This window comes from Koromonas humicola (assembly GCF_059726255.1).
The window spans coordinates 999405-1013285 of sequence record NZ_AP040873.1 but is presented as its reverse complement, the minus strand read 5'-3'; the positions used below and the strand labels follow the sequence as shown (position 1 = coordinate 1013285).

13 protein-coding genes are annotated in these 13881 nt (G+C 57.3%); 7 read left to right on the top strand and 6 right to left on the bottom strand.

Annotated features, from left to right (window positions below; all coding sequences use genetic code 11):
- Positions 1-202: 202 nt before the first annotated feature.
- Positions 203-1072: a hypothetical protein gene (locus tag AC6IZD_RS04455; RefSeq protein WP_497786481.1), complete on the top strand. Its 870-nt coding sequence runs from the start codon at positions 203-205 to the stop codon at positions 1070-1072.
- A 296-nt stretch (positions 1073-1368) separates the two neighbouring features.
- Here AC6IZD_RS04455 and AC6IZD_RS04450 read toward each other — a convergent pair whose 3' ends face one another.
- The gene (locus AC6IZD_RS04450; RefSeq protein ID WP_497786480.1) at positions 1369-2844 is read right to left on the bottom strand and encodes a hypothetical protein; all 1476 of its coding nucleotides are present in this window, start codon (positions 2842-2844) and stop codon (positions 1369-1371) included.
- A 77-nt stretch (positions 2845-2921) separates the two neighbouring features.
- Positions 2922-3722, bottom strand: a complete 801-nt coding sequence (locus AC6IZD_RS04445; protein ID WP_497786479.1) for a glycosyltransferase family 2 protein — start codon at positions 3720-3722, stop codon at positions 2922-2924.
- A 194-nt stretch (positions 3723-3916) separates the two neighbouring features.
- Between AC6IZD_RS04445 and asd the strand changes: the two genes are divergently transcribed.
- From asd to dapA, 4 genes are all read left to right on the top strand, one after another.
- Positions 3917-4975: an aspartate-semialdehyde dehydrogenase gene (gene asd, locus AC6IZD_RS04440; protein ID WP_497786478.1), complete on the top strand. Its 1059-nt coding sequence runs from the start codon at positions 3917-3919 to the stop codon at positions 4973-4975.
- Between the two features lie 202 nt (positions 4976-5177).
- A complete protein-coding gene (gene lysC / locus AC6IZD_RS04435) occupies positions 5178-6551 on the top strand; it encodes a lysine-sensitive aspartokinase 3 (protein ID WP_497786477.1) in 1374 nt (457 codons plus the stop codon).
- 268 nt (positions 6552-6819) lie between these two features.
- Positions 6820-7506, top strand: a complete 687-nt coding sequence (locus tag AC6IZD_RS04430; protein ID WP_497786476.1) for a 4-hydroxy-tetrahydrodipicolinate reductase — start codon at positions 6820-6822, stop codon at positions 7504-7506.
- A gap of 4 nt (positions 7507-7510) precedes the next feature.
- Complete coding sequence (gene dapA / locus AC6IZD_RS04425; RefSeq protein ID WP_497786475.1) at positions 7511-8395, top strand: 4-hydroxy-tetrahydrodipicolinate synthase; 885 nt, start codon at positions 7511-7513, stop codon at positions 8393-8395.
- A gap of 181 nt (positions 8396-8576) precedes the next feature.
- Here the strand turns inward: dapA and AC6IZD_RS04420 are convergent, their stop codons facing one another.
- Positions 8577-9749, bottom strand: coding sequence for a glycerol dehydrogenase (locus AC6IZD_RS04420; RefSeq protein ID WP_497786474.1), 1173 nt, complete (start codon positions 9747-9749; stop codon positions 8577-8579).
- A gap of 165 nt (positions 9750-9914) precedes the next feature.
- The gene (locus AC6IZD_RS04415) at positions 9915-10580 is read right to left on the bottom strand and encodes an NAD-dependent epimerase/dehydratase family protein (protein WP_497786473.1); all 666 of its coding nucleotides are present in this window, start codon (positions 10578-10580) and stop codon (positions 9915-9917) included.
- Positions 10581-10707: 127 nt separating this feature from the next.
- Here AC6IZD_RS04415 and AC6IZD_RS04410 point away from each other — a divergent pair, with 127 nt between their 5' ends.
- The gene (locus tag AC6IZD_RS04410) at positions 10708-11007 is read left to right on the top strand and encodes a hypothetical protein (RefSeq protein WP_497786472.1); all 300 of its coding nucleotides are present in this window, start codon (positions 10708-10710) and stop codon (positions 11005-11007) included.
- Positions 11008-11259: 252 nt separating this feature from the next.
- Positions 11260-11628, top strand: coding sequence for a hypothetical protein (locus AC6IZD_RS04405; RefSeq protein WP_497786471.1), 369 nt, complete (start codon positions 11260-11262; stop codon positions 11626-11628).
- A 27-nt stretch (positions 11629-11655) separates the two neighbouring features.
- Here AC6IZD_RS04405 and AC6IZD_RS04400 read toward each other — a convergent pair whose 3' ends face one another.
- Positions 11656-12912, bottom strand: a complete 1257-nt coding sequence (locus tag AC6IZD_RS04400) for a glycosyltransferase (protein ID WP_497786470.1) — start codon at positions 12910-12912, stop codon at positions 11656-11658.
- Positions 12909-13682, bottom strand: coding sequence for a PIG-L deacetylase family protein (locus tag AC6IZD_RS04395; protein WP_497786469.1), 774 nt, complete (start codon positions 13680-13682; stop codon positions 12909-12911). Before AC6IZD_RS04395 ends, AC6IZD_RS04400 begins: the two co-directional genes overlap by 4 nt.
- Positions 13683-13881 lie beyond the last annotated feature (199 nt).

The window sequence follows — 13881 nt, the reverse complement described above, 5'->3', positions numbered from 1 at the left end:
CAGGTTCGCGACGCGCTTTCCGCGTCGATAACCTGGGAGAGCAACACGCTTGCAGCTAAATCATCCCCGACTTCTCACGACATATTTCCCACGCCGCAATACTCGACCCCGGCCTTGACCGCGTCTATTCGGCTTGCCCCGAAGCCAACTTCCTCTAGTCCTCCGTCCTCTAAACGAACGCCACCGTCTACAGGAGGAGCTAATGTCCAAGGCAATTCGAAGTCTGCTCATGACGACGCTCTTGTTCAGTGCAGCCGGACTTTTTGCTCAGCAGCGTACAGTCATCACCAGTGGTACGGCGATCGAAGTCCGGTCCGACCAGGCCATCACCGTACGTCAGGGCGAAGAGCCGCGAGGAACCTACCCTGCCACGATCTCGCGCGACGTGCTCGATCAGGACGGCCGCGTAGCGATTCCTAGTGGCACCCCGGCGCGCCTGCGCGTCGTCTCTGACGATAATGGCCGCACCATGACTCTCGATCTTCACTCGATTGATCTTGCTGGCCGCACCGTCGATATCATAGGTGAAAGTGCCAGTGCTGCAGGAAGTAGCAAGAACGGCGGAATCGGCATGAACAAGCGCACCGGAACCTACGTTGGCGGCGGAGCTCTAGCCGGAACCCTTCTCGGCGCTCTCGCCGGAGGCGGTAAGGGTGCAGCCATCGGCGCTATTGCCGGAGGTGCAGCTGGTGCCGGAGCTCAAGTAATCACCCGCGGCAAAGATCTCAGCGTTCCCGCTGAAACCAAGCTCCAGTTCCGTCTGAACAACGATCTGACTGTCCCGGTTGTAGCCACCGCTTATCGCGATCGGCTCCCGAACCCCAACGATCCTTATTACAACGACAACCGCAACTACCACGACCGCGACGACAACCGCAACTACCCGGATAACCGTAACTACGACAATCGTGGCAACTATCCGGATGATCGCAATCCGAATAACCAGAGCAACTATCCGCCACCGGACAATCGCAACTACAACCAGAACTATCCTGACAATCGGAACTATCCCGATAACAACCAGAACTATCCAAGCAACAGCCCGGACAACCAGTACCCGCCGAGCCGCTAAACAAAACGGCGCCGATCCAATCGACGCCACACTTCAGAACGCCCCATCCAAGCTAACCTTGGGTGGGGCTTTTGATTTAGCTGAATTTAAGGTGTCATCCTGAGCAACGCGAAGGATTCCTGCCGCCCTCCATCCCTCGGCAACCGATCAAGGTCACTTACATATGGACTTGTGTGCCTTCCAACACTGCCCAATTCACGCCGAACGATACAAACGACAGCGCTGCAACCAGCCACTTACAACCAAAGACAAACCCTCGCACCCGCGAGGGTTTATCGCTCTTATGCAAAATTCATCTACTCGATTTTGCAGACCCTGACCGCGTCGTTTGCATAGGGACACGTGAGCGCGGCACGTTGCGTCTTCTCCAACACAACCCAGTCAACGCCATACTCATTCTTGAGTTTTTGGAAATCCGCCCGGTCAAACTTCGTCCATTGCCGTTGCGCTTCCGTCTGTTCCTTCCACGTTCGCGCCATCTTCGGGAACATCGTTACCGCCCCCGAATCCTTCACTGCGTCCGCGAGCATCGACCGTTCGGCCAGTGCACGGAATCCGTGCTGGTCTTCCCCGTCCATCCGCATGTGCTCGGGGTTCAGCGCAAAGTACGCGTCCTTTGGAGTATTCCCGCGAATCCACACAAATGCATTTACCCACGCGTTCTGCGATTGCACTCCCGGTAGTTCCACATGCGGAGTTGCCGGAAACAGTGCGCGCTGTGCGATGAACATCCCCAGGCAAACAGGCACAAACACCGCCGCCCATCTCCACACCTTGTCGCGCAACACGAACTCGGCCAGCATGCCACCCGCAAACACAAACATCAGCACATACGTCAGGTGGAGATACCGCATCGGCTGCAACAACGTAAACCGCTCCATCGCCATCGGTATGGTCATCAGCGAAGCGGCAACGAAGATCGCGCCGAAGACATTCAGCGCCACGCACATCCGTTCGAATTCCACCAACCCACGTCGTCTCGCGACCTTCGACATCCACCAGAACACTGCAAAAGGAGCCAGCATTCCGACCCACTCATACCATTCCCAATTCGACAGAAAGAAGTATCCCCGGCTCCGCAGAGCTTCGTGATACTCCGGTGACATGGGCGGGAACAATCCCAACGGTAGCAGCGCGGCGGAGGCGAACTGCCGCTGGAATGCGCCCACAGGAACAATTCGGAGGAGCGTAAGCAAAGCCGCAAACGAGAACCCGAACACGAACATCAGTGGGTGAATAGCGGCTGTAAACACCGCCCACAACGCAGCCTGAAGATACTTCCTCTCTCCGACCATGGCCACCATCATCAGTACCGACGCAGCCGAAATTGACCTCGTGCTCAAGTACTGATCCATGATGTAAAGCGCCGTTCCCGCTACCGGCAATGTGAACATCGAACCCACCAGCGCGACGCCGCCCCAGGCTGCTCGTCTCGAAGCAAATGCCAGTCGCCCGATTTTCCAGCACGCCAGCAACATCACAAAGATGCATGCGTACTGCCACGCCAGCAGTGCCCAATCGAACGGCAAATGCGACACGCGCACCGAAGCCGCAATCAAATTCGGAAACAGGGTCATCCCCGCATGTGAAGCGAAGAATCCCGTGTTCTGCTGATACAGTGCCGGATCGAGCAGCTTCTTGATGCCAGGCAAATAGATCTCGGCGTCTTCGACGTATGGATGATACCCATGCACAGCCAAAGCTGTCGCCGAGATCAGCGCCAGCAATCCCGTGCCCCTGATTCCAAGCCCAGCCGAGTCTTTCTCCTGCACCCTTTGGGCTGCGGTCGAATGCTCGCCTGGATAGTCTTGTCCCTCTGCGAATTGTGTTCGCTTGATTCCCGCTGTCACTATCTTTGTATCGTTTCTGTCGTGGTGTAATAGTGCTCGAACGCTGTAGTGAGCTTGCGCCCGTTTTCGTCGAAAATCTTGTAGCTCGCCAGATTCCACTTCTGCAATGCGAATTGCATCGTGGTCGTCAACACGTCAAGTCCGTAGGTGATGCTGCGTCGCAGATTGATGGATGATGCCTCAGCAAAGTATTTCGTCGGACACGACACTTCACCGATGCGGAATCCGAATTTCACGCACTGCGCCAGCATCTGGTTGTCAAAGACAAAGTCGTCCGAATTCTCCACCAGCGGTAGTTGTTCCAGCACTTCGCGACTGAATGCGCGATACCCCGTGTGGTACTCCGAGAGCTTCACTCCCAGGAACATATTCTCGAACGCCGTCAGCAATCGGTTTGCGACGTATTTGTACAGCGGCATGCCGCCTTTAAGCGCGCCACCACCCAGAATGCGAGATGCCAGCACTACATCGTAGGTGCCATAAACCACCATGCTCGCCATCGCCGTGATCAGTCGCGGCGTGTACTGGTAATCCGGATGCACCATGATCACCACGTCTGCGCCTGCCGCGAGAGCTTCTCGATAGCATGTCTGCTGGTTGCGGCCGTAGCCATAATTCCGGTCATGAACAAAGCACGGCAATCCGAGTTCGCGTGCGACCTGCACCGTGTGGTCGGAGCTGTGGTCATCAACGAGGATGCAGTCGTCCACGATCTCCGGAATTTCATTTATCGTTGTGCGCAGTGTTTTCTCAGCGTTGTACGCCGGTAGAACCACCACCACGCGCTTTCCGTTGATCATTCGCCCCTCCGCGAGATGCCGCAATAACCTGCTCCAGCATCAATTGATTTTACCCTTAAAAGCTGGCAACTCGCCCTGCACACGCCGTCCACCATCGAAAGGTGCCGCGAATCTCACGGCAAAGCACGTCTCCGGGTGATATAAAAAAGAGAAACACACTCATTTTTGTAAGATTCGGAAAGAGATTTGGCTTCATGGCAAAGACGGCGAAGATCCCTGTAGGAATCCTGGGAGCCACCGGCATGGTGGGCCAGCGATTTATCCAACTCCTCGAACAGCACCCATGGTTTGAAGTTGCCTGGGTTGCGGCCAGCGAACGTTCCTTCGGCAAGACCTACGAGGAAGCCGCCAAGTGGAAGATGAAGACTCCCATCCCACGCCGCATTGCCAGCATGAAGCTCTCGGCTGCTGAGCCTAAAGGAGCGCCCAAGGTCATCTTTGCCGCTCTGGATGCCGACATCGCTCGCGAAATGGAGCCCGCCTTCGCCGACGCCGGATGCGCCGTTATCTCCAACTCCTCGGCCTTCCGCATGCACCCGCAGGTGCCGCTCGTCATTCCCGAGATCAATGCCGACCACATCAAGCTCATCGATTCGCAAACTTGGCGCAAGCGGTCCGGCGGCTTCATGGTCACGAATTCCAACTGCTCCGTTATGGGATTGGCCATTGCGCTCGCACCGTTGCAGAAGGCGTTCGGCCTCGAATCCGTTTTTGCCGTGACCATGCAGGCCGTCAGCGGTGCAGGCTACCCCGGCGTCGCCTCCATGGACATCCTCGGCAACGTCGTGCCCTACATCAAGAACGAAGAAGAGAAAATGCAGGAAGAAGCTGGCAAGCTTCTCGGCAAGCTCAAGAGCCGAGAGGTCGTTCCAGCCGACTTCACCATCAGCGCTCATTGCAACCGCGTCGCCGTTGAAGACGGACACACCGAGTCCATCTCCATTAAGCTGAAGAAGCGCGCGACTCCCGAAAAGATCATCGCTGCCTGGCGCGAGTTCCGCGGCATGTCTCAAGACCTCAAGCTGCCCTTCGCTCCAGCCGCACCGATCTTCTACGACGAGCGTCCCGATCGCCCGCAGCCCCGCCTCGACATCGAGCGTGGACACGGCATGACCGTCTCCTGCGGACGCCTTCGCCCTTGCTCGTTGCTCGACTGGAAATTCACCATGCTCTCGCACAACACCATCCGTGGCGCCGCCGGTGCCGCGCTGCTGAATGCAGAGCTACTCAAAGCTAAGGGCTATTTGGATTAATTCTTGCGAGCTTTCGCTTCGCTCTCGATCTAAATCCTGAGCGAAGCGAAGCACCTCAACCATGCCTTTGCTGTTGATCTTGATTTGCCGTTGCTTGTTGAATTTGAAACCTTGCAACCTTGAAACTTTGAAACCTTAGCCTGTTTCAACCTCGCGAAACCTAGCAACCTTGCGAAACCTCGCGAAACATAGGTTCTTCCCCATGATCGTAATGAAATTTGGCGGCACGTCCGTTATGGATGCCGCGGCCATCGACCGCACAGCACAAATCGTAAAAGGCCGCCTTGAACGCCGACCCGTCGTCGTTGTTTCCGCCATGTCCAAGGTTACAGACGCTCTGCTTGCCGCCGGTAAAGCTGCAGGAGAAGGCCAGCGCGAAAAGGCTCTCGAACTAGCTCATGGACTGCGTCTGCGTCATCACGCCACGGCCAAAGAGCTTGTCAGCGCCGAGCAGTACGCACACCTCTCCGCCGAACTCGAGCGCGAATTCGATACTCTCGATGAGTTGCTCAAGGGCATCGTTGCCGTTGGCGAACTTTCACCCCGCAGTTCCGATTATGTTGTCAGCTACGGCGAGCGACTGAATAGCCGCATTGTGACCGAAGCGTACGCTGCTCGCGGCATTCGCTCTGCCCTGGTTGATTCGCGCAAGGTGATGATCACCGACGCACAGCACGGCAAGGCCATTCCCCTGGTAGATGAAATCGAGCACCGTGCCAAGAACCTTGTTCGCCCTCTGCTCGAGGGTTCGCAGGTTCCCGTCATGGGAGGATTCATTGGGGCCACAGAGCAAGGCGTGCAGACCACCATTGGACGTGGCGGCTCCGACTTCTCTGCTGCGCTCATGGGCTCCGCGCTCGACGCCGACGCTATCGAGATATGGACAGACGTTGACGGCATGATGACCACCGATCCGCGCATCTGTCCCGAAGCCCGCCGAATCCGCGTCATCTCCTTCGAGGAAGCTGCCGAACTAGCCTACTTCGGAGCCAAGGTCCTGCATCCTGCGACCGTTCTCCCCGCAGTGCAGAAGAACATCCCGGTGTACGTTCTCAATTCGCTGAATCCGACGAACGAAGGCACGCTGATCGTAGGCCGCGCTCCAAAATCCAAATCCACCTTCAAGGCTATCGCCGCCAAGAAGCGCATCACCATCGTCGATGTCGTCGCGGCGCGCATGCTCGGAGCCCACGGCTTCCTGAAGACAATCTTCGACATCTTCGACCGCCATCACTGTTCCATCGACGTCGTCTCCACTTCCGAGGTCTCGGTTTCTCTCACGATCGATTCCAACGAAGCTATCCCGGCCATCGCCGCCGATCTCGAGAAGATTGCCGACGTGAAATATGCCGGACGAAACGCCATCGTCTGCCTGGTCGGCGAGAACATTCGGGAGACACCACAAATCGCCGCCCGAGTATTCGCCGCCCTCGGCGAAATCAACGTCCGAATGATTTCCCAAGGCGCTTCGGAGATCAACATCACGTTCGTCATCAACGAAGACGACGTGCCCGAGGCCATCCGGCGCCTTCACAAAATGTTCTTCACCGAAGTCGACCCCGAAGTCTTCGACTAACAAACCAAGAATCTCCTCAACCCGCGAGGGTGCCCCATCCAAGCTCCGCTTGGGTGGGGTTTTTGTTTTGCTGTTGCTGTCAGGTGTCATCCTGAGCAACGCGAAGGATCCCTACCACCCCCATTCCTCTTCAATGCCGCCCCAGGTCACCAAGCACCAGGCAAGGTATTCGCTTTGGCACTTTAGCCCCAAAACTTTCCCCTCCTCCACACCACCGCCCGGCCGAACCTATACAATCGAGTTCACATCCTAAGCACGGAGATTTGAAATGAGGTTTGTACTACTGGGAGCGGGCAAGACCGGTGCGTTCGTCGCCGAGGTTGCGAAGTCACGCGGGCACTCTGTCGAGATCGTCGAGGTGCAGGAAAACCGTGGTGGTGCCGCACTCACGCGCAGTCGCCTCGCCGGAGTCGATGCCGTTATCGACTTCACCACTCCCGACTCGGTCATGTCCAATATCGAGGCTACGGTCCACGCCGGAGCCAACATGGTCGTCGGCACAACTGGCTGGTACGCCGAGCTTTCTCACGTCCGCAATCTGGTAGAGCGCAGCGGCACGGGATTCGTCTGGGCATCTAATTTCTCCCTCGGCGTCAACCTCTTCTTCGCCATCGCACGCGAAGCCGCCAAGGCCCTGAAGTACGGCTACGAAGCTCACATTACCGAGACGCATCACATCCACAAACTCGATGCCCCTAGCGGCACCGCCGTCTCTCTGGCCAAAACTCTTGAACAGTTCGGGGGTAAGAAGGCTCCCATAGAATCCATTCGTGAGGGCGAAGTCGTCGGCATTCACTCCATAGAGTTGATGTCTGAAGCAGATAAGATTACGCTGACTCACAACGCCCACAGCCGACGCGGATTTGCCGAAGGAGCGGTGCGTGCGGCAGAGTGGGTAAAGGGCAAGCGCGGATTCTACGAATTTCAAGAAATGTTTTCCGAGCTGAAGGGTTGAGGCAATGTTTAAACTACGCGGATGCGGAACGGCATTAGTCACTCCGTTCCAGGCCAATGGATCGGTGGATGAAAAAGCTCTGCGGGCGCTCGTCGCTTGGCAGGTCGAGTCAGGAATCGATTTCCTGGTTCCCTGCGGCACCACCGGAGAAACCCCCACTCTCTCTCATGATGAGTGGCTCATGGTCATCGAAACCACCATCGAGGTCGCTGCCGGACGCATCCCCATTGTTGCCGGTGCGTCCTCCAACTCCACCTGCGAAGCCATCCACAAGGCCGCGGAAGTTTCAAAGATCAAAGGTGTGGACGCGATTCTCTCCGCCTCGCCCTACTACAACAAGCCGACGCAGGAAGGTCAGTACCAGCATTTCAAGGCCATCTCCGAAGCCATTGATAAGCCCATCGTTCTCTACAACGTTCCGGGCCGCACGGCCGTAAACATTGAGCCTGCGACTCTCTCGCGCCTTTCGAAGCTGTCCAACATCGCAGCCGTCAAGGAAGCGAGCGGCAACCTCGGACAGATCGCCGAAATCTGCAACCTGCTGCCCGACTTCACCGTGCTTAGCGGCGACGATGCATTGACCTTGCCCGTCATTTCGGTCGGAGGACAGGGCATCATCTCCGTGGCATCCAACGCCATTCCGCGCGAAATGGCCGACCTCACTCGCGCCGCGCTCAATAACGACTGGACCACGTCGCGCGCTCTCTATCACAAGTACCTGCCGCTCATGCAGGCCAACTTCATCGAGAGCAATCCAATGCCAGTGAAAGCCGTGCTCGCCATGATGGGACGCATCGAGGAAAACTACCGACTCCCCATGGTCAAGATGAAACCCGACACGCGAGCCAAACTCGAAACCATCGCACGCAATTGCGGTGTCGTGAAGTAACTCCGCTAAAAGGAAAAACCTGAGGGTGCCCCATCCAAGCTCCGCTTGGGTGGGGTTTTTGTCCTTGCTCTTGTTCTTGCTCGCAATACGGGTGCCCCGGGTGCCCCAGGTTCCGACGCGCGTATTTTGCGCGCCTAACCTGGGAGAGCAACCCGTTGGCATCTACTCCAAGCCACTAACCTCAGTGCGCTACCGCAGCCGCCATAGTCATCTTGCCCAGGCGAATACGTCCTTCTGCATCCGCCGCTTTGATTGCCGCCAGCACACGTCTCGGCGTCACTAACACAGGAACGTTATAGATGGTCTCGCCCGGTGCGCATGCGCCCTTTGCCACTTCCATCAACTGCTCTTCTGTCGCTTTGCCGAGTCCGATCTGTTCCAGCGTGATCGGCAGTCCGACTTCTTGGCAGAAGTCATACACGTCCTTGATCACCGATGGCGGACGATCCGTGAGCATCAACAGCGCTTGCGTTCCGATGGCTACTTTTTCTCCATGCCAGAACGGATGCGTTAGCGGAACCTTCGTTAGCCCGTTGTGAATCGCGTGAGCAGCCGACAGTCCACCGCTTTCGAATCCCAGACCGCTCAGTAGCGTGTTGGCCTCCACAATGTGCTCCAGAGCCGCAGTGACGACGCCCGCTTCACACTCCCGTTTCGCCAGCGGCCCGTAGTTCAACAGCGTGTCATAGCAGAGCCGAGCCAGCGCATAGGCCGACATCGATCCGACGCGCCCCGTCATGTTTCCAGCCTGCTTGTTGCGGCAGTCTTCCGCTTCAAACCACGTTGCCAGCGCATCGCCCATGCCCGAAACCAGGAACCGCACCGGCGCGCGCGAAATCACCGCCGTATCAACTAGCACCACATTCGGATTGTGCGGAAGCACCAGATAACGAGCGAAAGCTCCTTCCGGTGTGTAAATCACCGAAAGCGCGCTGCATGGTGCATCGGTCGAGGCGATCGTAGGAACGATCACTACCGGGCAGCCCATGCCATGCGCCACGGCCTTGGCGGTGTCCAGCAGTTTCCCGCCTCCCACGCCCACTATCACATTGCACTTCTGCTCCTGTGCCACACGCGACAACCGCGCAATCTCATCGTCGCAGCACTCTCCGCAGAAATCCTCATGGACAAAAGTGATGCCCTCTTTGTCCTTCACGTATCCGGCTACTTGTTTCTTTCCCGAGCGTCCGAAGATTGCCAATGCCTTCGTGCCAAGGCGTGCAACCTCCTGGGTCAGCGACCTGAGCGCTCCCGCGCCCTGCACATAGCGACCAGGAAAGATTGACGTTGTGATCAAGGATGCTGAGTCTTCCTGCTCTTCCGGAATGACTGCTACGTCAGTACGCTCATCCATGACAAAACCCTCCTGCGCCGAACCTTGCTTATCGGCCGCCGAAAGTATCTGCAAAGATCAGCTCCCATTCAGTGATCACATCACACCCTAGCTGCATTTCCTGAAATCTGTCCCTTTTCGGGCTAGAACAAAATTTCGCTCTCCATACAGCAACGCTTTTGCTCTTCATCTCGCCAGCAGATTGATATCTGCGTTCTCCAGCACTCCACGGCCCCCGCGCTTATTCGCTACCGCAAGCATTGCCTTCCCCACGTTCTCCGTGGTGGTGACGTATTTCGGAAACAACTTTCGCGACAGCGTCAACAATGGACCTAGTGCGCTGTAGAACACTTGATAAAGCGCGGTCTTCGATCGGATCCCGTGCAGCGGCTGAATTACTCCCGGACGAAACATGTACGCACCTTTGAACGGCATGCGCATCAACTCGTTCTCGGTTGCACCTTTCACTCGAGCCCACATCACTCGCCCGCGCTCAGTGCTGTCCGCACCTGTTCCGGTCACAAACGTAAATGTCATTTCCGGACTCAATCTCAGCAGTGTTCGCGCCGCAGCCAACGGCATGTCATAGCTGATCCTGCGGTAATCCGCCTCGCTCATTCCGACCGACGAAACTCCCAGACAGTAGAAACACGCGTCATATCCGCCCAGCTCCTTTTCGATTTCCGAAAAGTTCAGCAAGTCGCGCCGCACAATCTCCTTCAGCTTCGGATCGCGCTGCCCCGTAGCGTTTCTACCCACCGCCAGCACCTGCTCGACACCTGCATCCAGCAGGCATTCCCTGAGAACGCCCGCGCCAACCATACCTGTTGCGCCAAAAATAATTACCTTCATTGCCTTAGCACCACCTCCTGGGAATTTTCCGGATTCGGTACAGATCAAAATAAACCTGCCGCCGTCTGTTGTTCGGGGGTGCGACTCTCACTAAAATGTGCGCGATTGGAAAGGTAGGCCAATTGTTATGGAAATGACAGCTGCTTCGCCCGCCGAGCATCGCATTGATCAACAGGGCCGTACCTCCGGCGAACTTCTGCGCTCTCTTCGTAAGCAGCGCCATATGGTTCTTCGCGACGTTACCGACGCGACGCGACGTATCGCCGAAGCCCAAAACAACGAAGAATACGCCATCTCTCCAGGCCGCCTGTCTGAAGTAGAAAACAAAGGCGTCGTCCCTGGTATTTTCCGTCTCTACTCGCTATCCGTCGTCTACAACGTGGATCTGAGAGAGTTGCTGGCTTGTTTCGGCATCCCTCGCGAATAGCAAAGTTTTCACTGGCCCATTCGAGTTCAAGCTGAACTCGGATGGGTTAGTCTGTGTCATTTCGTAACCGGACTTGCCACGCACCTCTGAGCGCTTTCCTACCTCCACACCGCAACAGAAACCGACGGCGCGCCGCTCTGTGTCTCCGGAATTCTGAGTTGCTGATTGGCAACTCGCATGCTCCAGAGTACCCTGCGGCCTTTCGATGTATACTCGCGACCGCGCACCTCCCCCGCTATTGGAGGGATTGCAATGGAAATCTTTTACCTCGGCTCCCATCCTCAGCCCGGCCTCGCCCGAGACTTCCGCAATCTTGGGTACAAGCTTGTCGAGGCACGATACAGTCCTGGACTTCTGCGGCAGTACCCAGCCTGCGTGGCCGTTGTGCTCCATTGGAAATCGGAAAGTGATCGCAGGACCATTGCCGAAGCTACCCAACTCGGTCTTCCAGTGCTGGTCATAACCGCCAGGCTTGGTGCGGCGTTTCGCTCCGGAGAACCTTTCGCGGATGTGTATCTCGAGGCGCCAGCCAGCAATCAGGAAGTCACAACGTTGCTCTGCGAGATGATCGAAGCTCGGCAACGGCGTATCAAGATTCCCGCGCAAAGCGTCGCAGCCTGACGGCTCTCGCGTTCGCGGGAAAGAACCTCATACCAGTCTCTCGCCCTTCCCGAACATAGCACCTCTGGTCCGCACATTGCCGATCAGCGCTTCGTAGGCGTCAGTCATTGCCTTGGCCGAATACGTTTCCTCTACCCACATCCTGCAATCTTTTGCGCGGATGTTTTGGAGCCGATGGCACGCTGCTGCCATCTGTTCCACGTTTTCGACCAGCACCCCCGCCTGCGGCGGAACCACATCCACCAGCGCCCCGCGCCTGAACGCAATCACCGGAGTCCCACTCGCCATCGCTTCCAGAGCCACAAGCGACGTCGTCTCGGCAATCTGCGAAGTCACCAGCAGCGCCCGCGCCTCTCCCAATAGCCGACTCTTCTCCTCGAACGTCGGCAGAGGAACCCACCTCACCTGCTCGCCATCAATTCGGGGCTCCACCTCGCGCCGCCAGTATTGCTGGTGCCACTCAAACGGATACACCTGCCCGGCAAGCGTAATCGGCAAACCAGCCTGCTGCGCTGCCTCAATCGCCAGATGCGGAGCCTTCTCCGGACAAATCCTTCCCAGCCATAGCAGCCTCTCTGATTTCTCTTCCGCCACCGAAAAACGCTCCAGCGCGATGCCATTCCTCACCACGCCCAGCAGTCGCGGAACATCCACAAATGTCGATCTTTGCGAGTCGCTCACGCAGTGGAAGTACACGTTCTCGGCAACCGAATCAAAACTGCCTTCCACATACAACTCCCTCGGTAGATGCAGTGTGGCCAGCACCATCGTCTCCACCCTCCGCGCATGCCTGAAGAAATGACCGCTGTGATCCAACACCAGATCAAATGCGCGATCACCGCACGCCTCCACCACCCTCTCCGCCAGTTCCCGCTCCCTCTCCGCAAAATCATCACAACTCACACCGGGGTTTCCCAAACCAGGGAGCCACATCCTAAATTCGCTCTGTTCGAGTTGGGGTAGTTGACCTTGCCCTTGCCGTTGCCCTTGCCCTTGCCGTTGCCCTTGCTCTTGCCCTTGCCCTTCACTCCCACTCGGGTGCCCCAGGTTCGCGCTGTGTTTTTCGGCGCTAACCTGGGAAAGCACACTTCCTCCCCATCTCCCCCGATCCGTAACGATCAATTCCCCACTCACCCTCGACCCCGCACAGGCCGCAACCGAAGTCTCCCATGCCCTCGCCGCCAGTTCTCGCTCCAGCGTCCACAGAATCTGTTCCGCTCCCCCCGCGCTCGCTTCCGTAACCGGCAGCAGCGGATAGGCCACCAGCAACACGCGCCGGCTCATCGTCCACGCTCCACAAATTCCTTGAACTTTTCGCTCACCTCGCGCGCCGTCATCCACCACTGCCACTTCTCATAGTTCGTCGGCCCCTCATGCGGAGGCCGCGCATAGTCATACTTCACCTGCGGACGCAGCACCTCCCTCGTCGCATCGAACACCCGCAGGAAATCTCCCTGCGATGCGTACTGCCGACACATCTTGCGCTTCGTCTCCAGCTCCGCCTCCGAAATATCCAATTCCACTTCGCCGCCCGACTCGCAAAGAAACCGTTGCACCCGAATCTTCTCGTGCCCGTCCTCACCCCCGCGCGAATACACTGCCGCCTCCCACACCGGAATCCCAAACTCTGCGCCCAGTTTCCAACTCAGCACGCTGCAGCTATCATGATCCGGATGCCCGCCCTCATATGCGAGCGTGGCGATCGCCTCGGGCTTCACCCGTCTCACCAGACGCCCAAGTTGCTCATATGCAGCCCCCAAGTTCAGAAACAACCGCTGGTCCTCCAGTCTTGAATCCTCATCCGCCAGCCACACCAGTTCATGAACCTTGGCCAGCGCCGTTGCCCTGCGCGACTCTTCACGCCGCACCTCCCCATACTTCTCGCGCGATCCAAATCTCCCCCAGAAAAACTCATCCCTCGGCGTGCAATCCGTGGCAATCACCACCACGGACTCTTTCATCCTCTGCATCAGCGCCCCATAGGCCACACACTCATCGTCCGCATGCGCCACCAGCACAAGCACACGCCCACTCAGCTCGTTCAAATCCGCCATAAATTGTGAGATGCACTTACCTCAGGAGGGAAACGCCACAAGAAACCACAGGAAGGAACTACCAAAGAAGGAGGGCACACCAGAAGGCGTACAGGGTGCCCCATCCTAAACTCGTGTTTTCCGAGTTTAGGGTGGGATAGTTGACTTGCTTTGAGGTGTCATCCTGAGCGAAGCGAAGGACCCTATAGCCTTCACTCCT

Coding starts and splice junctions, on each gene's coding strand:
- AC6IZD_RS04400 (WP_497786470.1), bottom strand. CDS start 12,912: ATGAGCCGGCGCGTGTTGCTGGTGGCCTATCCGCTGCTGCCGGTTACG.
- AC6IZD_RS04455 (WP_497786481.1), top strand. CDS start 203: ATGTCCAAGGCAATTCGAAGTCTGCTCATGACGACGCTCTTGTTCAGT.
- AC6IZD_RS04405 (WP_497786471.1), top strand. CDS start 11,260: ATGGAAATCTTTTACCTCGGCTCCCATCCTCAGCCCGGCCTCGCCCGA.
- lysC (WP_497786477.1), top strand. CDS start 5,178: ATGATCGTAATGAAATTTGGCGGCACGTCCGTTATGGATGCCGCGGCC.
- asd (WP_497786478.1), top strand. CDS start 3,917: ATGGCAAAGACGGCGAAGATCCCTGTAGGAATCCTGGGAGCCACCGGC.
- AC6IZD_RS04395 (WP_497786469.1), bottom strand. CDS start 13,682: ATGGCGGATTTGAACGAGCTGAGTGGGCGTGTGCTTGTGCTGGTGGCG.
- AC6IZD_RS04420 (WP_497786474.1), bottom strand. CDS start 9,749: ATGGATGAGCGTACTGACGTAGCAGTCATTCCGGAAGAGCAGGAAGAC.
- AC6IZD_RS04410 (WP_497786472.1), top strand. CDS start 10,708: ATGGAAATGACAGCTGCTTCGCCCGCCGAGCATCGCATTGATCAACAG.
- AC6IZD_RS04415 (WP_497786473.1), bottom strand. CDS start 10,580: ATGAAGGTAATTATTTTTGGCGCAACAGGTATGGTTGGCGCGGGCGTT.
- AC6IZD_RS04445 (WP_497786479.1), bottom strand. CDS start 3,722: ATGATCAACGGAAAGCGCGTGGTGGTGGTTCTACCGGCGTACAACGCT.
- AC6IZD_RS04430 (WP_497786476.1), top strand. CDS start 6,820: ATGAGGTTTGTACTACTGGGAGCGGGCAAGACCGGTGCGTTCGTCGCC.
- dapA (WP_497786475.1), top strand. CDS start 7,511: ATGTTTAAACTACGCGGATGCGGAACGGCATTAGTCACTCCGTTCCAG.